We start from the raw sequence: 16,925 nt of genomic DNA on the forward strand, positions 1-16,925 counted from the left end.
TAGGATATACTATGAGGGAGGGTTTCAAAGTGTGATTATCGTGGCCAATGGATAAAAAATGCCCCAGAGGCATTTACTCCGAATTTATGATAGTAGGCGGTTAGCCCAGGGCAAAAAGCTGCTTGATTTTATCGCCGATGTGAAAGCGGCTGGAACCCAGGGTGGGCACGGTCTGCTTGGTTGGAGTTGCAGCTTTGGGCACTATTATGGCCTCTTTCTTTGCTAGCTTTTCCTGCAGGGCTTGAGCAGAGCGCCTGGACTGCAACAATTCGTGGAAAAGCTCCTGACTGCGCCCTTCGGCTTTGCGCACCGCATTCTTCAATAAGCCCAGGTTCTTCTCATACAATATTATACGCTGGTTCAGGGCTGAATTGTCCTGCGCGAGGCGCTGTACCTCATTTTCCAGCTTACTGATGGTTTCTAGTATAGCCATTCCTGGATAATAGGGCTCTGGATCAGGAAATGTCGGGTCCAGGTCCAATGGCGGACTCAATTCAATAGCCTCATTTTGCACCGCTAAAACGGTGTAAGCCAGGTTTAGGCGAACTTCAAGGGTGCATTCTTTCAGCTCCCCTTCGCAGCTTATTCTATCCACTTCGACAATCATCGCTGTGTCCAACTTAAAGGGGATGGGCGGATCAAACATATCCACCGACAGCCATTCTTTGAAGAGATCGTTAAAACTCAGCAGTTCCGGTTCACCATTCTCAGATAGCATCAAGGCCAGAATGACCACACTGATAAGGCTTTCCACATGCTTGCCGTGGCTGATAGCTTCGCAACTTTGGACTTTGACACGCAGGTCCGCAATGGCATGATAAGACTGCTGGAGTTGATAGTAGCGCTTAAACTCGATGCTGCGAGGAGGATCTAATTCGGCTAAAATAACCGGAGACCAAATCTTTGGCAAGTCGAAAATGCTCCTTCCCGATGTCAAATTTCTTTAGTCTATTTATATGGAGGGCATTTGTCAACTATGTCCTTAAGCTTACCCACAAAAAAAACTGCACCTGTGGTGCAGTTTAATAAGGCATCTTCTAGGGATTAGCCGAGGGAATTCTAAACTCTTCATCCCCGGTATCGTATACGAACAGTTCCACCGTCTCAGTCAAAACATCAGCATAGCTGTAGGATACTCTTCTCTCGATTTTCCTCTCATCCAGCTTGACCACAAAGATGTTAGGGTATATGGATTCTAAGATCCCTTCCCTCTCTATAATGCGGTTTCTGCCCCGGTTGGCCTTGAGGCGTATTTTACTGCCTACAAAAGACTCAAGATCCTTCTTGATGTCAGATATTGCCCTGGGAGAACTCATACTCATCCACCTGCTTTGCTCATTTATCATAATAATTGTATATCACAAAGCAGTCCTTGTCAATACTTGACCAATTAGTATATAAAAAAACCACCTCTATGTCAACAAGTTATTTAGATTTTTATTTATCATCAGTTGGCACCTCAATAATGCCATTATCAGTGCTTGGTATGCTTATCGGCCACCTTGCTGGCAGCACAGGCATTCGGTTTGATGCAGGCATCAAACCCACACCCCACCACCATCCCGGTGATCTCACGGATTAACTCCTTGGTCTCTCCATGAGTGCCGATGTCGAGGTGGATCTCGACTTTCATATCCTCGTAGCCCTGGATTTTGAGCAGCTGCTCCAACTGGTCGGCCAGCTGCAGGCTCAATGAAGCCTCGTAAAAAATCCTTTGACGCAGAGATTTTATACGCATCTCATAGGTCTTGTTGTAGTAATACCTGGCACCTTTGCCCTGACGATGTATAATTATAGCCGATACAAAGCATGTATTAGCAACCCGGGGATGAGAATCACTGCCTACTATCAGCTTATAAGCATGGTTAAGGTCTTCGCTTATGTAGGCGAGAATATCCTCTACCACCTCGGAAAGTTCAAGTTGGCCTTTGCTGGGACTATAGAAAGACATCTAATCTGCAACCCCCTGCACTGCAAAGCTTTCGACGATCCGTACGTATTGCTCCAAAAGTAGGTTTTCCGGTCTGGCTTCAAGGGCTATTCCTTCTCTATCCAAGATCAGGGCAACCTCCTCTTTGTTACGGAAAAAAAACCTGCTGCAATTATTGAGCATGGTTTTGCGGCGTTTTTGAAAACATGCCCTCATAAAGTCAAACAGCTTAGCCTCGTCGGCCACCTTAACCCTCTTCCCGGCAATCGGGGTCAATGAGACCACTGCCGACTCCACCTCCGGTCGAGGATAAAAACAATGTTTTGAAACGGTGGTGAGATACTCTACATCACAGTGATACCTGACGCTCAGTGTCAAAAGCCCGTAATCCTTACTCCCAGGTTTGGCCCGCAGACGCTCAGCGACCTCTTTTTGAATCATCAACACCGCCCGGGAGAGGCGCGGACAGGACTCCAACAAGGAGAATATTATCGGACTGGTTATATTATACGGTATATTACCGCACACCTTGAAAGAGGGTAATTCATCCAATTGAAAGGCTGCCTTTATTTGGGATTCAATGTCTACGGTCAGGACATCCGCAAACAACAGCTGGGCATTAGGCGTTCCCTTTAGGGCCTCACGCAATGGCATTTCCATGCCGCGGTCGATTTCAATAGCGAGCAGTTGCTGGCACCGACCTGCCAGGATAGGGGTCAAGGCCCCTAGTCCAGGCCCTATCTCAACCACATAATCATCAGGCTCTAAACGGCAATACTCAATTATTTTGCGGGCTATGTTTTCGTCGCTAAGGAAGTTCTGTCCCCATCTCTTGTGCGGCGCCAGGTGAAACTGGCTCAGCATCTGCCTTACATTGGCCAATCGTTTGTTCTCCCATCCAAATACCCGTACCGGGACTTTTACACATTATACACCACGACTGGCAAAGCGGCTCAATATTTGGCCTGTGCCTTGCTGTGGGCTTTATGGTTGAGGATTATCCTTTTTTATCTGCTGGTTGATGGCGTTGACCTCATCCTTCATTGTCTGGAATGGCTTGCCATCAATCAAACCGGCAGCTACATCGTTAATTTTCTTCACCAGGTTGGGATCGGTTGTAACCAACACATGTGAAACCCGCTTATCAGACGCTTTTAGTTTATCTGCCACCTCCGCTTTGACTTGATCGGAATCACTTCCAGATTTGACGGTTATTCCCACCATGGCTACTATACCTTGAACCTGTGTCTGCCCCGGAGTGGGGCTGGGGGTTACAGCATCGTTCTGCAACTGTTCACTCAAGACTACGGTAGCATTCTCAACTCCCTCAACCTGTTTGGCCTGTTTGGAAAGCCTATCCGATATCACCCGCCGGTCACTGGTAGTGAGCCCGGTAGTCTCCGGCTGTGGCGCCTCCGGCTTTTGGGCAGGCTTCTGACAACCAGCGGCAACAGCCAGTAAGGCCAGACAAAGCACGAGTACAGTTATTCTTTTCACGTGAATTCCACCTCCATTATCAATATTTCTATTTTCTGGTCATTAGGCAGTTTTAACTCAAGTAAAATATGGCAAAAAATTAGGAGGGTTGCCCCTCCCTGTTTTTTATTTTATTCCAGTATATACAGTTTGACATTGCGCACGCCCCATTTCATGCATTGGGCACGGTCTTCCATAAACAAATCGATCCGATTGCCGCGAACCGCCCCTCCGGTGTCCCAGGCAGTAGCAAACCCGTAGCCTTCGATATACACACGGGAACCTATGGGAATTACTGAGGGATCAACTGCGATAGTACCTACTGCCGGCACCGTTCCAGAGGCGGTGTTACGACCGGTGTAAGTATAAGCACTGGCCTGTGCATAGAGAGCTTGCTTAAAGTTCAAACGCAGGCTGCCACGAGAAACCGTGGTTATATTGCCTACCGCCACGATTCTATTTACAGGCTGTACCTTGGTTTGACTGTCGATGACCTCCCGTTTCACTTCCTGACCATTATGGTAAGTGATGCGCACCGTGTTCAGCACACGGCCATTCACTCCCCGGCGCAGGGTTTTGCTAAGGCCTTTTTCCAGAGTAGGGTCTTCGGTGCGTTCCTCTCCATAAGGCAGAATTGCTTCCTCTTGCACCTGTTGTTCCTCCACCCGGATAATTTCAATCTCCTGATCCGGTTGTGTCAGCTCACTGGCAATAGTTTTGATCAGATCCTTCTCACCGAGAGTAACCCCGGCTTCAGCAATAGCCTCTTTAATAGGCACCGGTGGGGTAATAATTTCTTTCTTCTGGCCATCAGCGATCACGAATACCCTGAATGCCCTGATCACATTTATATTGGTATTCTTTTGCACAGAGGCATCCAGTGCCGGTTGAACCAAATCATATTCGCCGACCACGACACCATTATCCTTCAAAACCTGTTCCACAGTGCAATTGAAAAACACCGTATCTTTAATAATTTGGCCATCAGCCGCAATAGCCACCGGTTTCTGCAGGGCAAAGAACATGCTCACTACTAATATGAGCGCAAGCGAAATCCCCAGAAGCACATTAATGCTCTTTTTGCCGTTCATACAACGTTCTCCTCCCTTTCTCAAGGCTTTCCAGACTACTCCTTGAAAATGGACTCGAGGTACAATCCATTGTAAAGAAAGCCCGCTTTAAAGTCAACTTAAGTGGTTTGATCTGGTTGTAATTACATTTTATTCCAGATGCAGTATTAGTTTGCTCCAGTTGACCCTATTTTATTCAATGTCGGGCAAAAACAATGCTGAAATGGCGGATGGGGTTAACGATATTAACCTCGAATTAAGCCGCATTTTATCGGCCTAATCCTTAAGGTTAAACAGTCGCGAGGCGTTCAGACTGGTTTGATAGGCGATTTCGGCGAGGCTCTTTTGCTTCAGGCGGGCTAATTTCTCCGCTATATGCCTGGTGTTGGCGGGTTCATTGCGTTTACCCCGTACGGGTTCGGGCGCCAGGTAGGGGCAGTCGGTTTCCACCAGAATGCGTTCCAGGGTAATGCGGGATGCTACTTCAACTGTTTTGCGGGCGTTTTTATAAGTCAGCGGACCCGCGAAGGATATGTAAAATCCCGCTTTCATCAGTTCCATAGCCATGGGCAAATGCCCTGAATAGCAATGCATAACGCCCTGGTTCCGGCCGGCTTTTTCCTTTTTAATTATATCCATAACCTCCTGATGAGCATCACGGTCATGAATTACGATTGGTTTGTATAATTCCGCCGCTATTTTGATCTGTTCCACGAAGGCCTGGCGCTGCACATCCCTGGGGGACAAATCGCGGTAGAAGTCCAGCCCGGTCTCCCCGATGGCAACTACTTTAGGATCCCGGGCTAGCGTATACAACTTGCTGATAACATCTGCAGTCAATGTTTTAGCATCATGAGGATGAACGCCAATGACCGCATATACCTGTTGATATTGGTGGGCTAAATCGACTGCCTCACAGGAGGTTTCGTAATCATAACCGACACAGACAATCTTGCCGATATTAGCCGCCAGGGCTCTCTGCACGACCTGGTCCAGGTCTGCGCTGAATTGACGGTCCTGCAGATGGGCATGGCTGTCAATAAGCATTTCAGATTCTTTCATTATGATTTACCTTTAGGTACAGTTCAATAAACACATATGCAACATTGTCAAAGCGGTCTATTTGACCCGGCTGCCGCTAGGCAGATCCTTGTTGATCATTAGCACTTCCAGGTTGCTATCGCCTTCAGCAGAAGCAGCCAGTATCATCCCTTCCGATAAGGTGCCCCGCAGTTTGGTGGGAGCAAGATTGGCCAAGAGAACGACCTTTTTGCCGATAAGCGCTTCAGGCTGGTAGGCTTTAGCTATTCCTGACACCACAGTATGTTGTTTTTCTCCCACCTGCAGCTTTAAGACCAGTAGTTTATCGGCTTTCTCCATTTTGTGGCATTCCACTACTTCAGCCACCCGGAGGTCGAGTCGGGCGAAATCCTCAATGCTGATCAGATCTTTATCCTTACTTGTGGGTTCCATCGGGGCTGCCTCGGCCTTCTCTGCAGCAGCCTGGTCGGCTGCAGTCGGTTCTTCCTGCAGGGTCTTCAAATCGATGCGCGGGAATAGGGCTGGGCCTTTGGCCACCCTGATTCCAGCAGGAGTAAGGCCCCATTGCCCCGCCATGGACCACTTCATTTTCTCGAGGTTGCTGAATAACGGGAGCTGCTCATGGACCCGCGTTGGCAGCGTAGGCATGGTGGGAGCCAGCAAAATAACCGCGATGCGTATGCTTTCGACCAGATTATAGAGCACCGTTCCCAGTCGACCAAGACTCCCCGCATCCTTAGCCAGACGCCAGGGTTCAGTTTCATCGATATACTTGTTGGCCCTGGCTACCAGTTTCATCACCGCCAGGATATATCCGGAGAAATCCAGTTTATCTAGTTTGGCGGTAGCTTCCTGATACGCCGTCTGTGCGCTCTGGCAAAGTTCTTGGTCGATAGGCTCCGCCTGAATCGCTCCTGGAACAACGCTTTCAAAGTACCTGTTGACCATGGCAACGGTGCGGCTGATGAGATTGCCCAGGTCATTGGCCAGATCTGAATTGATACGGGTTACCAGCATTTCCTCAGAATACATCCCGTCCTGTCCAAAGCTGAGCTCTTTTACCAGATAATAGCGTACTGCATCCACCCCGTATTTGTTCACCAGGACACGGGGGTCGACCACATTGCCTTTAGATTTCGACATTTTGCCGCCCTCCAGCATTATCCATCCATGGGCGAAGACGGTTCGGGGCAGGGGCAGATCCAAGGCCATCAACATAATTGGCCATATTATGGCGTGAAATCGGATGATATCCTTGGCCATTAAATGCACATCAGCGGGCCAGAATCGCTGGAATTGTTCTTCATCCTGCAGATAACCGATGCCGCTGAGGTAGTTGATCAGGGCATCGAACCATACGTATACTACATGTTTGTTATTGAAAGGAACTGGAACGCCCCAGCTGAACGTGGTGCGGGAGACGCACAGATCCTCCAGACCGCTTTTAATAAAGTTAACGATCTCATTGCGGCGCGATTCGGGCTGTATAAATTCGGGATGTGCCTCGATATGTTCCAAAAGACGCGGGGCATATTTGCCCATATTGAAGAAATAGCTCTCTTCCTGCAGCAATTCCACTGGTCTCCCACAATCGGGGCAATTCCCCTCTACCAGTTGTCTCTCAGTGAAAAACGTCTCACAGGGAGTGCAGTACCAGCCTTCATATTGGGACAGGAAGATGTCCCCCTGCTGGTAGACCCGCTGGAATACCTTCTGTACCACCGCTTCGTGCCGTTTATCAGTAGTCCTGATGAAATCATTATGCGTGATGAGCATCGTATCCCACAGGGATTTGATACCGGCAACGATCTCATCCACATACAATTGGGGTTCTTTGCCTTTTTCCCTGGCAACCTTCTCTATTTTTTGTCCATGCTCGTCCGTACCGGTTAGGTAGAATACTTCAAAACCCTGCATCCTCTTGAAGCGGGCTATACAGTCGGCTGCAACCGTAGTATAGGCATGCCCGATGTGAAGATTGTCGCTGGGATAATAAATCGGAGTTGTGATATAGAACTGGTTCCTCTCTGCCAACTTGGACCCTCCTGTCTATTTTGTGCATCCCCAATTAGTATAAAGCAGTTTTCGCCAAAAACAACGGTTTTCCCCTTTATTACTATAACTTTATAGCGGGACGCATCTTCTATAGTTTACCACACTGTTGATTATGTTAATCCTCCGCTGATATGGGGCAACAATATTGTGTCACCATCATAGTTGGCATTAGAGTATGTGATGGTTGAATTACTATTCGACAATTAACCCAGATTTGCGCCCAACTTCTAGTTGTTTTGTCAAAAATATTACTAATTTTCTCCATATTTCTTGACTATTTCTACCAATGTTGGTATACTTTGTTTTGGAAATATATTGTCTTAGCGAAGGAGGGTTGTAGCATATGATGAAATCGACCGGAGTAGTAAGGAAAGTAGATGAACTCGGCCGCATCGTAATTCCTATCGAATTGAGAAGGACAATGGGCATAGAAGAGAAAGATGCTCTGGAAATTTACGTTGACAACGAAAAGATCATTCTCAAGAAATACGAGCCAGCCTGTATCTTCTGTGGTAATGCAGAAGAAGTAACTAATTACAAAGGCAAGAATCTGTGCAGGTCATGCCTTTTGGAACTCGGCAAGCAAGTTGGCTAGTACATAATTAAGGTCTATTGCGTTCGTAGTAATTATAAATGTCGGATTTTTTTATATTATATTCCCGCGCCTTCTCTAGGAAGGCCTCTTTTTTTCCCATTCCTCCCCTTATTAGATAATCTACCTCCATGATGATGGTGTCCATATCAACTGTCCTGACCGGCACCTGGTATCCAGCCACGACCAGGCAGAATTCCCCTCGGGGGGTATGATGCTTAAAATGCTCCAGGATGGAAGCTATGTCGGCTCGCCGTATCTCTTCATGAATTTTTGTAAGCTCCCGGGCCACAGCCATCTCCCGATTACCCCAGATTTCCATCATATCTTCCAGAGTGTCCAACAGGCGATGGGGGGCTTCATAGAAAACCAACGTGTTCTTGATCTGTCCTAACTCGCGCAGCACTCTTTGTCTTTGGCCGCGGCGTGCCGGCAGGAATCCCTGAAACATAAAACCTTCGTTATCGAGTCCGGAGATGCTCAAAGCCGCGGTCATCGCCGTAGGGCCCGGCACTACCTCCAGGTCAATCCCACTAGTCAAAGCCTTGCGTATCAATCCTGCTCCCGGATCAGAAATTCCCGGCATTCCCGCATCTGTTACCAAAGCCACTGTCTTGCCGCCCAATAATTCAGCCAAGATATATTCTTCCTGCTTAGGGCCGCTGTGTTCATGATAGCTGACCATTCTCTTCTTTATTTTATAGCGGTTCAATAACTTAATAGTATGACGGGTATCCTCACAGGCAATAAAGTCTACTTTGCGCAGGGTCTTCAAGAGGCGGATGCTCACATCCTCCAGGTTTCCGATGGGCGTTCCGCATACATACAGCTTTCCCATGGCTCTATAATTCACTTCCTTTGGCAATTCTATAATTAATATGAAGCGTAAAGCGAATTGACTTCCTGTATACTCCCGGGGATTGATATATTATGAGCGGCGATTCTTCGACAAGGCAGCCGGGGTCGATGCGGCATCCCTCCACGAGGATCAGTTTCGGTTTGTCCTGGGTAAATGATTGGACCATCCTTAATCGGCTGATATGAAACCCCTGCAAGTATAAAGCCTCCCTGATTTCACCCAAACGGTCGGCCCGGTGTATCATGGCCAAACGTCCCTGAGGCTTGAGTACATGGTCAGCGGCGGCTATTATGTCCGGCAACTTGACCGCAATCTCATGCCGGGCCAGAGCCTCTTCCGAGTTTTTATTTAATTTACCTTCCCCCTCTTTCCAAAACGGAGGATTGCAGATTGCCAGGTCTGCCACTGCGGCCGGAAAGCACCTGGCCAGGCGGCGAATATCAAGGCATTCTATGTGTATCGTCCCGTTGAGTTTATTATGCTCGATGCTGCGCCGCGCCCGCTCAACCATCAGAGGCTGTATCTCCAGGCCGATTATCTGCGCTCCAGGCTTACGGTAGGCCAACAGCAGGGCAATCACACCATTACCGGTACCCAGGTCAATTATGTGTTGTACATTATGCAGATCCGGGAAATGAGCTAACAACACCGCGTCGATGGAGAAACGGTATCCCTTACGGGGCTGAAAAATCTTCAGCCCGCCTAGGAGCAGATCATCGAGTGATTCGCCCGAGTTGCTCATTGACTATCACTCCTGGCCAGCAGGGCCGCGCAGAACAGACAGCCCTCGTTTCTTTCCTGGCCATAGGCCATGGGACAGATATGGCGGCCTTCCAGATAGAACTGTTGCAGACCAGAACTGCTAGCTAGATCAGCCTCGGTTGGCAGATTGGCCAAATCTGCGGTTTCCCCGCCACGATCGGCATACAGACCGCTAACACCATGGTCCTGGTTTACATCTTTATCCCGCTGTGCGGCAGCCGCTTCAAGCCGGACCACTCTCTCTTTGAGTTCGCCGACTTCCAGGATAATGTCCCGCAGAATAGTTTTTAGTTCAGCGACTGTTCGTTCTATGTTTGCTGCCCTCCTGCCCCTTGATATCATACAACTGTGATTCGTATTTCAGACAACACATCAGACGGCCACAAATGCCCGATATCTTGGCCGGATTAAGCGAAAGGTTCTGTTCCTTTGCCATTTTGATGGAAACCGGTTCAAAATCACCCAGGAAACTACTGCAGCATAACTCCCTGCCACAGGTGCCTATCCCCCCCAGCATCTTGGCTTCGTCCCGTACACCTATCTGCCGGAGTTCGATCCGGGTCTTAAAAATGGCCGCCAAATCTTTGACCAACTCCCGGAAATCCACCCGCCCCTCAGCGGTGAAATAGAAGATGATCTTGCCCATATCGAAGGTATATTCAGCATCTATTAACCTCATGGGCAATTTATGAGCCATGATCTTCTGTTTACATATCTCTAAAGCTTCTTTTTCCTTTTGTTTATTTTTCTCGTAGTTGGCTTTATCCTGGTCGCTGGCTTTTCTGATTACCTTCTTCAATGGCAAGACCAGTTCTTTTTCCGGAACCTCCTTTTTGCCCAATACCACCAGGCCACATTCAATACCCCTCACGGTCTCCACTATAACCAGATCCAACTCTTCCAAGTCGAGATTCTCACATTCAAAGTAGTATATCTTGCCAGCGGGTTTAAACCTTACTCCAACCACCCAGGCCACAACCATAACCTCCTTAATTTCCGCATCCTATTCCCAAAATGCGTTTCTGACCGCATAAGCCATATTTATCCCCACAGTAAGAGGGTTAACATTATAACGCAGTTGCCGATGCAGGTCCTGCAGACAGTTCATTGCAATGCCCAGCCTTTCAGTAGAAACTGCCGGGAGCGCTTCGGCCAGATCCCGGTGTTGGGTCAGCAGCAGCAGATCAGCGTTTTTGGTGGACTTGTAAACGTATACATCTCTTAGTATAGTTGAGAGCATGTGACTGAGCAAATGGGGAGATTTCTCAACCGCCTCAGCGGTTTCAAACAAGCTGCCCATTTCTCCGGCAGCTATTTTTTCAACATAATTGCGAGCTTTATCCCATTTGTCAGCCAAGCCGGTTTCCTGGGCGAATTCCAGGGCTACCGCTACACTGCCCTGGCTGAGCCGAGCGCATTCCCAGGCCTGCTCGCGCTCCGTACCGTGCGCAACCAGTATCTTAACTATATCTTCTTCGGGTACGGCCTGAAAGCGCACCGGCTGGCAGCGCGATGATATAGTTTCCATCACCTGGCCTTCATCACTCACCAAGATCAAGACAGCGTATTCAGGTGGCTCTTCAAGAGTTTTGAGCAGTGCATTGCCCGCTTCAGGGGTCAGCAAATGGGCATCCCTGATAATTACGAAGCGATGCCTGGCTCGATAGGGCTTTAAGGCCAGCCAGGTCTGCAAGGGTTTACTGACCTGCTCCTTGCCCAGTCTGGTCTTATCTGGACTGCGCTCAATTATAAGCAAATCCGGATGAGATTGCGCCTTCAACAGGACTTTTCCCATCGGGTCTTCGTTTTTCAGTATCTCCGTGGCAAAGGCTCTGGCAGCAGTCATTTTGCCTACCCCAGCCGGGCCGTAAAAGAGATAGGCATGACTGAGGCTGTGGTTCCCAATGCAGGTCTGCAAAAACCCTAAGGCCCTGTCCTGCCCATAAAGTTGCTCCAAATCACCCATTAGCTATCTCCATCTTTTTGGTCAAATCATCATATCCACCATGATACCGCGCATTTTGTCAATCGCCGCCAGTATTTCCACAGGATCTTTTTTGTGATTCATAAAATCATTCAACAAGGCATCCACCTCCCGATCGACGGTCTTGATGCTTATTAAAATAGTCCTCCCGCGCCGGCCGGCACCTACATCCTGTTTCAAAAGATAGGCCCGGGCCATAGCCTCCTTCAGAAAATCCTTGACCCGGTTCTTGTATTGGATCAGGTCATGCACTGTAACCCGGTGCTTCAATCTCTCTCCGATGCGGTCTACTTCTTGCAGTATAGACCCCATCAATTGGCGCGCCTCGGCCTCCTCTTGGTGCTGCAATTCCTGCTCAAATGAGGCGGAGGCGGTTTTCTTCACTTCGTAAACGCTGTGCCCTATGGCTGTACGCAGCCGCTCCAGGCCTTTGCGATCACGGTCAATTCTCAAGCGCGGGCCACCTCCGTCTGCTCAATAGGAGTTGCACATGTCCCCACACATCTATCGCAACATCCTTAATTGCCCGGTCGGCGTCGATAACATAGAAGCGCTGTGGTTCCTTTCGGGCCAACTGCAGGTATCCCTCCCGCACCCTAGCCTGGAATTCCCGGCCCTCTTTCTCCAACCGGTCGGCCTGCTCATTTTGACGCCTGCTTTCACACACCTCCGGTGCGATGTCCAGTAAAAAGGTGGCATCGGGCAATAAGCCTCTGGTACATAATTGATTTAAAGTGGACAGGAACTGCAAGTCCAATCCCCGTCCGTAGCCCTGGTAGGCCATGGTGGAATCGAGATAGCGGTCGGCCAGCACCAGCTTGCCCTCATCTAGCGCAGGCCTGATGAGTTGATCCACCACCTGGCATCTGGCCGCTGCGTATAAAATGGCTTCGGTGCGGGCGTAAATTTGAATATTATCCACATTGAGCAACAATTCTCTGATTCTTTCTGAAATCGCTGTCCCGCCTGGCTCTCTTATGCTGAGCAGCGGATAGGCGGCTAGCTGATCCTGTAGATATTGAATCAGGGTGGTTTTGCCGCTGCCATCTATGCCTTCCAGGCTTATAAACAGACCTTTGCGCATACGATTGCTCCTTTGTTGGTTCAACTTCCATCAACGATCAGGATATGGTCTGCTTCGCCTTCCCCACCCTGAATGTGGTGTCCGGTCCGCCGTAATTCCTCTATGTAGGTGCAAACCTCGGCAGTGATCTTTTCCCCCGGCAGCAAGCACGGTATCCCCGGTGGGTAAGGCACTATCATCTCCCCGCACAACCTGCCCACACTGCTTTTTAACGGCACCGCTCTTTTAGGGGCAAAATGGGCCTGGCGGGGACTCAGCTGTACTTGAGGTTCCGGCCAGGGAGGGGGTTCAGCTACGGCGGCCGCCACTCGATGCCCGGCCTGTTGGGAGATTCGGCTTAAGGCCTGATAAAGCCGCTCCCAGTCCTTTTCCTCATGGAATATAGACATCATGGCCAGGAGACTATGCCGAGACTCCCATTCCACTTCTATGCCCCATTCCTGGCGCAGCCGACGGGATACTGTATAGCCATCCTCAGCCAGATTCTTAATTGTTATCAAGATCTTCAAAGGGTCGATGTCTTGTACACCCGTTATCATTAATTCCTTAATCGAGCAACCAAACCCTTTTATACTGTCGATTTTGTCCCGGTAAGCATTGGACAGCAGCATGGCCCGCTCCAGAGCCTCCCTGCCGTGGCGTTCCATCCATTCCCGAGCCAGGTCGATAGAAGCCATAATCACATAAGAAGGGCTGGTGGTAGTTAATAAACTGGCTGCCCGAAGGAAGCGCTCCGGAGCCGGACAGTCTTTTCCAATGTGCAGGCAGGCACCCTGGGTCATAACCGGCAAGGTTTTATGCAGCCCATTGATCACCACGTCCGCTCCTGCGGCCAGGGCTGTTTGCGGATAACGGGGGTGAAAATAAAAATGCCCCCCGTGGGCTTCGTCTACCATCATGACAATGGCATGGTCATGGAGCAGTTTGGATATACGGTCAATACAGCAGGTGGAGCCAAAGTAGCTGGGGCTCACCAGTGCAGCTGCATCAATATTGCTTTGCTCGCTTAATAGGGTTGCAATATCGTGCTCATCCACCGCCAATGCCAATCCGCTGGCATCCAGCTTACAAGGAATGTAAACCGGAAATGCGCCACTCAAGACCATGCCAGTATAAAAAGCGCGGTGTGCATTGCGGGCTACCAGGACCTTGCTCTTCTCCCCCAGTCCTAAAAAAAAGCTATGAATACCTGAAGTGGCGCCATTGACCAGGAATCTGCTCTTCCGGGCGCCAAATGCCTGGGCTGTCAACTGTTGAGCAGTTTCGATCGGCCCCGACGGCCAATGCAGATCATCCAACCCTTGTACTTCGGTTAGATCGAGTGCGATTATGCTGTGAAACGGCTCCGGAAAGGCTTTCTTGCTACCTGCATGTCCTGGCATATGAAGGCGCGTACCAGCTTTTTGGCAGTAATCCATAATAGCCGCATATAGCGGCGCTGAGGCAGTCAAAAACTCCATCCCCCTGTCAACCGGGCTTATTTAATAAACTAATCGCAACCCTTCCATGATGCGATGATACTCGTTACTGCCTACTGGAGTCTGCATAAGAACCGTTTCGCACTCCTGGCACAAGAAAGCCTTGCCCAGCTTGATACCGCCGCATATTCCTGCCGCTGGAATTTGCTGGCAGACGCTGCAGCGCGGTACTACACAACCGCTGTAATTCGGCTTCTGGATCGGTGATAAGGAGTTTCCTGCCATCTGATCCTTCCTTACATGAATGAATTTACCACTAGTACTGGTATATCTAGAGTATGCACATAACCCACCAATGGTTATAAGTTGCCACAGGCTAATAATGGCAATCTGTTCTATATCGTTGGGTTTTCCTCCTCTATGAACGATTGTACCATTCTTTTCCTGTGTTAAGCAGATATGTTAATCTCTGCAGGTATTTCTCCCCTTCTCTCTCAGTAGATGGCATTGAAAAACGGGTCCAGTAGGTCAGCGGCTTTACATATATAGACTCACTTCAGTAGCAAATCAGAACCCCGGTTAATAGTATAGTAGCAGAAATAGAATAACGGAGTGATATGTATGTTAAGAGATAATGATACCTCGGCCAAATGGGGAAGATTCCACGTTCACGCCGCCAAGGCCAAGCCCACACCGATAAATACCAGATATGTAAAGCAAAGTGACCCCCCTCCACGAGAGGACTATGAAACAGCTTACGAAGATGACCCCAAAGAATTGTATAGCAAAAACACTACCTGTGTAAAAATCGCCTACCAAAGGGCAGTAGTATCGGTGCCGGTGGCTGTCAAGCCGTTTTCTGTGGCCGGACCTACCAGCACCTTGTGCTGCAGCGATCCGGTAGTTACCAATGTGCGCTGTACCGGGACCAAAGATCGGATTTGTTATTTTACCATCACCCAGGAGATATGTGTTGAGGTGCCAATTCATTTTGGGGCCGAAGCCCAAGTGGGTGAACCCGGAGTTGATTGCCTGGAGACATCGTTGGAAGAATGCGATGATTGTGTGGAGTCAGATGACTAATCTCCTAAATGCCTCCTGGACAAAATTTACTCAATTGCTAGGACTTTCATATTATACATTATCTTGTTAAGGAGGTGATTTTTTTAATTTCTGTAAGTATTGCACAAGCACAATGTGACAATCGTATCGACTATAGTCAGGTCCCCGTCGGCGACAGAATCATCCCCTTCGTAGTAGAGTTAGATACTAATCTATCTATTCAGTTTCCTGCTCCCGGACAGAATCAGCGCTTTTGCTACCGTTTAACCGGGGTCGGCCAGGATAATTCAACCTTTGTTGATTTAAGTCATTGGGTCTTGAGCATATGCCCAAACATCAGACTCGATCAAATCACTAATGTTACTGTAACCATCGGCGGAGTAGAACAAACCGTGATTATTGGTGACAATGTCGAACTCTTTGTCCCACCCAATACCGATCCCCCCACAGGATGCTCAGGCCTTAAATTTGATTTTGAACTAAACAAAGTTCTTGACGGGGAAGACAGTGTCGGGGTTTTTTGTTTTGAGCTGACCAGTCCTTTCCCCATCGGACCTGTTGTAGTCTGTTTGAATGGCGGGCAGGAAACTGCCAGTAGTCTATCCATCTGTGGCCCCGCTTGTTCGGAGACTGAAGTATGCGAGGTCATTGCCTCACAATTGGTCAATGTGTGCGTTCCTATTACGGTAACACCGTTTGCTGATACCGGCACGGTGACCACCGTCTGCTGCGGAGACCCGGTCGTTAATGGCGGAGACTGTGTTGGAGAAATCAACGGGACCTGTGAATTTACCGTTTCCCAGCTGATCTGCGTTCAAGTGCCGGTCAACTTTGGGGCCAATGCCGCACCTGGAGCTACCTTTGTTCAATGCCGCGATGCCACCGATGGAGAATGCGTCTGCCCGGACGAAAATGGCAACGGAGGAGACGGCGGTTAAGCACCACATATCTTTAGGCAAGAAGGTCCAGGCCTTTAAGAGAGCCTGGTCCTTTTTGTTGGCCTTTTTCATTCCTTTCCCATAAATAGTAACATAAATGTTGTATCTCCATATAATGTCATAGACAGAAAGGAGGTGCGCTATGTCTTGCAGAAGAAGGCATATACACAATTTTTCCGGGATAACTAGAATAAATGACGGCCACCGTCATGGTTTTTCCGGACGTACCGGTATTGATACTCTATTTACGCGTAGAGGCAGGCATCGCCACAGATATAATGTTCGTACAGCTAGAGTAGATAGACATCGCCACAGGTTGATAAATATTACTGGTCTCAATATTAATATCAGTGGAGGCAGACATATACACCGATCAGGTCTCAGGTTATCTACTCGTAATGATGGCCATAGACACCGTTATCGCTTCGTTACCGGAAGAAATATTCCGGTATAACCACCAGGGGAATATCAATCCATATGCTTATCCGCCAAGAGAAGCGGGGACAGAAAAACCGTCCCCGCTTCCCTCTGCTTTTCATTAAAACAAACTATCTCTAGGTCCTTGCTTGCACGAAGCATGGCGGAGGCGCACGGGGGCAGTATGATAAATGCTTATCAGTACTTTTTGTAAAGTATGCTTGACATTGGCTGATT

At 48.8% G+C, this 16,925-nt stretch carries 21 protein-coding genes; 4 read left to right on the forward strand and 17 right to left on the reverse strand.

Annotation, left to right across the window (positions count from 1 at the left end):
* Positions 1-100: 100 nt before the first annotated feature.
* The 8 genes from AC15IQ_RS03320 to metG form a co-directional block, all read right to left on the reverse strand.
* A complete protein-coding gene (locus tag AC15IQ_RS03320; RefSeq protein ID WP_483177281.1) occupies positions 101-910 on the reverse strand; it encodes a hypothetical protein in 810 nt (269 codons plus the stop codon).
* A gap of 127 nt (positions 911-1,037) precedes the next feature.
* Positions 1,038-1,316: a Veg family protein gene (locus AC15IQ_RS03325; protein ID WP_483177282.1), complete on the reverse strand. Its 279-nt coding sequence runs from the start codon at positions 1,314-1,316 to the stop codon at positions 1,038-1,040.
* A gap of 158 nt (positions 1,317-1,474) precedes the next feature.
* Entirely contained in the window at positions 1,475-1,951 is a 477-nt protein-coding gene (locus AC15IQ_RS03330) for a ribonuclease H-like YkuK family protein (protein WP_483177283.1), read from the reverse strand.
* On the reverse strand, positions 1,952-2,812 hold the full coding sequence (gene rsmA, locus AC15IQ_RS03335; protein ID WP_483177284.1) for a 16S rRNA (adenine(1518)-N(6)/adenine(1519)-N(6))-dimethyltransferase RsmA: 861 nt from the start codon (positions 2,810-2,812) through the stop codon (positions 1,952-1,954). It lies immediately after the preceding gene.
* Positions 2,813-2,914: 102 nt separating this feature from the next.
* Complete coding sequence (locus tag AC15IQ_RS03340; protein WP_483177285.1) at positions 2,915-3,427, reverse strand: YhcN/YlaJ family sporulation lipoprotein; 513 nt, start codon at positions 3,425-3,427, stop codon at positions 2,915-2,917.
* 110 nt (positions 3,428-3,537) lie between these two features.
* Positions 3,538-4,497 (reverse strand): 3D domain-containing protein, encoded by a 960-nt coding sequence (locus tag AC15IQ_RS03345; protein ID WP_483177286.1) that lies wholly within the window; start codon positions 4,495-4,497, stop codon positions 3,538-3,540.
* A gap of 255 nt (positions 4,498-4,752) precedes the next feature.
* Complete coding sequence (locus AC15IQ_RS03350; RefSeq protein ID WP_483177287.1) at positions 4,753-5,538, reverse strand: TatD family hydrolase; 786 nt, start codon at positions 5,536-5,538, stop codon at positions 4,753-4,755.
* Between the two features lie 57 nt (positions 5,539-5,595).
* Positions 5,596-7,551, reverse strand: coding sequence for a methionine--tRNA ligase (metG, locus tag AC15IQ_RS03355; protein ID WP_483177288.1), 1,956 nt, complete (start codon positions 7,549-7,551; stop codon positions 5,596-5,598).
* A gap of 367 nt (positions 7,552-7,918) precedes the next feature.
* Between metG and AC15IQ_RS03360 the strand changes: the two genes are divergently transcribed.
* Entirely contained in the window at positions 7,919-8,167 is a 249-nt protein-coding gene (locus AC15IQ_RS03360) for an AbrB/MazE/SpoVT family DNA-binding domain-containing protein (RefSeq protein WP_483177745.1), read from the forward strand.
* Between the two features lie 7 nt (positions 8,168-8,174).
* Here AC15IQ_RS03360 and rsmI read toward each other — a convergent pair whose 3' ends face one another.
* From rsmI to AC15IQ_RS03405, 9 genes are read right to left on the reverse strand one after another with little or no spacing between them, the layout of a single operon-like run.
* Positions 8,175-9,029 carry a 16S rRNA (cytidine(1402)-2'-O)-methyltransferase gene (rsmI, locus tag AC15IQ_RS03365; protein ID WP_483177289.1) on the reverse strand — a complete coding sequence of 285 codons (855 nt, stop codon included), beginning with the start codon at positions 9,027-9,029 and terminating at the stop codon, positions 8,175-8,177.
* The gene (locus AC15IQ_RS03370) at positions 9,007-9,765 is read right to left on the reverse strand and encodes a tRNA1(Val) (adenine(37)-N6)-methyltransferase (RefSeq protein WP_483177290.1); all 759 of its coding nucleotides are present in this window, start codon (positions 9,763-9,765) and stop codon (positions 9,007-9,009) included. Before AC15IQ_RS03370 ends, rsmI begins: the two co-directional genes overlap by 23 nt.
* Positions 9,762-10,127 carry an initiation control protein YabA gene (locus AC15IQ_RS03375; protein ID WP_483177291.1) on the reverse strand — a complete coding sequence of 122 codons (366 nt, stop codon included), beginning with the start codon at positions 10,125-10,127 and terminating at the stop codon, positions 9,762-9,764. The genes AC15IQ_RS03370 and AC15IQ_RS03375 overlap by 4 nt, the downstream gene beginning before the upstream one ends.
* On the reverse strand, positions 10,078-10,761 hold the full coding sequence (locus tag AC15IQ_RS03380; protein ID WP_483177292.1) for a PSP1 domain-containing protein: 684 nt from the start codon (positions 10,759-10,761) through the stop codon (positions 10,078-10,080). The genes AC15IQ_RS03375 and AC15IQ_RS03380 overlap by 50 nt, the downstream gene beginning before the upstream one ends.
* 27 nt (positions 10,762-10,788) lie before the next feature.
* Positions 10,789-11,751 carry a DNA polymerase III subunit gene (locus AC15IQ_RS03385; protein WP_483177293.1) on the reverse strand — a complete coding sequence of 321 codons (963 nt, stop codon included), beginning with the start codon at positions 11,749-11,751 and terminating at the stop codon, positions 10,789-10,791.
* 21 nt (positions 11,752-11,772) lie between these two features.
* On the reverse strand, positions 11,773-12,222 hold the full coding sequence (locus AC15IQ_RS03390) for a YaaR family protein (RefSeq protein ID WP_483177294.1): 450 nt from the start codon (positions 12,220-12,222) through the stop codon (positions 11,773-11,775).
* Positions 12,212-12,853 carry a dTMP kinase gene (gene tmk, locus AC15IQ_RS03395; protein ID WP_483177295.1) on the reverse strand — a complete coding sequence of 214 codons (642 nt, stop codon included), beginning with the start codon at positions 12,851-12,853 and terminating at the stop codon, positions 12,212-12,214. The genes AC15IQ_RS03390 and tmk overlap by 11 nt, the downstream gene beginning before the upstream one ends.
* A gap of 20 nt (positions 12,854-12,873) precedes the next feature.
* Positions 12,874-14,304, reverse strand: a complete 1,431-nt coding sequence (locus tag AC15IQ_RS03400; RefSeq protein WP_483177296.1) for an aminotransferase class I/II-fold pyridoxal phosphate-dependent enzyme — start codon at positions 14,302-14,304, stop codon at positions 12,874-12,876.
* Between the two features lie 30 nt (positions 14,305-14,334).
* The gene (locus AC15IQ_RS03405; protein WP_483177297.1) at positions 14,335-14,556 is read right to left on the reverse strand and encodes a sigma factor G inhibitor Gin; all 222 of its coding nucleotides are present in this window, start codon (positions 14,554-14,556) and stop codon (positions 14,335-14,337) included.
* A gap of 336 nt (positions 14,557-14,892) precedes the next feature.
* Here AC15IQ_RS03405 and AC15IQ_RS03410 point away from each other — a divergent pair, with 336 nt between their 5' ends.
* The 3 genes from AC15IQ_RS03410 (at position 14,893) to AC15IQ_RS03420 (ending at position 16,725) form a co-directional block, all read left to right on the forward strand.
* A complete protein-coding gene (locus tag AC15IQ_RS03410) occupies positions 14,893-15,354 on the forward strand; it encodes a hypothetical protein (RefSeq protein WP_483177298.1) in 462 nt (153 codons plus the stop codon).
* Between the two features lie 74 nt (positions 15,355-15,428).
* Positions 15,429-16,271 carry a hypothetical protein gene (locus AC15IQ_RS03415; RefSeq protein WP_483177299.1) on the forward strand — a complete coding sequence of 281 codons (843 nt, stop codon included), beginning with the start codon at positions 15,429-15,431 and terminating at the stop codon, positions 16,269-16,271.
* A 142-nt stretch (positions 16,272-16,413) separates the two neighbouring features.
* The gene (locus AC15IQ_RS03420; protein WP_483177300.1) at positions 16,414-16,725 is read left to right on the forward strand and encodes a YmaF family protein; all 312 of its coding nucleotides are present in this window, start codon (positions 16,414-16,416) and stop codon (positions 16,723-16,725) included.
* Positions 16,726-16,925: the final 200 nt, after the last annotated feature.

It is taken from the genome of Syntrophomonas sp. DTU019 (genome assembly GCA_913757435.1).
Taxonomy (GTDB): domain Bacteria; phylum Bacillota; class Syntrophomonadia; order Syntrophomonadales; family Syntrophomonadaceae; genus DTU019.

What these genes read in the sequence shown, in the direction of transcription:
- AC15IQ_RS03375 (WP_483177291.1), bottom strand. Translation starts at nt 10,127, where the DNA reads ATGATATCAAGGGGCAGGAGGGCAGCAAACATAGAACGAACAGTCGCT.
- AC15IQ_RS03385 (WP_483177293.1), bottom strand. Translation starts at nt 11,751, where the DNA reads ATGGGTGATTTGGAGCAACTTTATGGGCAGGACAGGGCCTTAGGGTTT.
- AC15IQ_RS03350 (WP_483177287.1), bottom strand. Translation starts at nt 5,538, where the DNA reads ATGAAAGAATCTGAAATGCTTATTGACAGCCATGCCCATCTGCAGGAC.
- AC15IQ_RS03330 (WP_483177283.1), bottom strand. Translation starts at nt 1,951, where the DNA reads ATGTCTTTCTATAGTCCCAGCAAAGGCCAACTTGAACTTTCCGAGGTG.
- AC15IQ_RS03360 (WP_483177745.1), top strand. Translation starts at nt 7,919, where the DNA reads ATGAAATCGACCGGAGTAGTAAGGAAAGTAGATGAACTCGGCCGCATC.
- AC15IQ_RS03325 (WP_483177282.1), bottom strand. Translation starts at nt 1,316, where the DNA reads ATGAGTTCTCCCAGGGCAATATCTGACATCAAGAAGGATCTTGAGTCT.
- AC15IQ_RS03345 (WP_483177286.1), bottom strand. Translation starts at nt 4,497, where the DNA reads ATGAACGGCAAAAAGAGCATTAATGTGCTTCTGGGGATTTCGCTTGCG.
- tmk (WP_483177295.1), bottom strand. Translation starts at nt 12,853, where the DNA reads ATGCGCAAAGGTCTGTTTATAAGCCTGGAAGGCATAGATGGCAGCGGC.
- AC15IQ_RS03405 (WP_483177297.1), bottom strand. Translation starts at nt 14,556, where the DNA reads ATGGCAGGAAACTCCTTATCACCGATCCAGAAGCCGAATTACAGCGGT.
- AC15IQ_RS03410 (WP_483177298.1), top strand. Translation starts at nt 14,893, where the DNA reads ATGTTAAGAGATAATGATACCTCGGCCAAATGGGGAAGATTCCACGTT.
- AC15IQ_RS03370 (WP_483177290.1), bottom strand. Translation starts at nt 9,765, where the DNA reads ATGAGCAACTCGGGCGAATCACTCGATGATCTGCTCCTAGGCGGGCTG.
- AC15IQ_RS03420 (WP_483177300.1), top strand. Translation starts at nt 16,414, where the DNA reads ATGTCTTGCAGAAGAAGGCATATACACAATTTTTCCGGGATAACTAGA.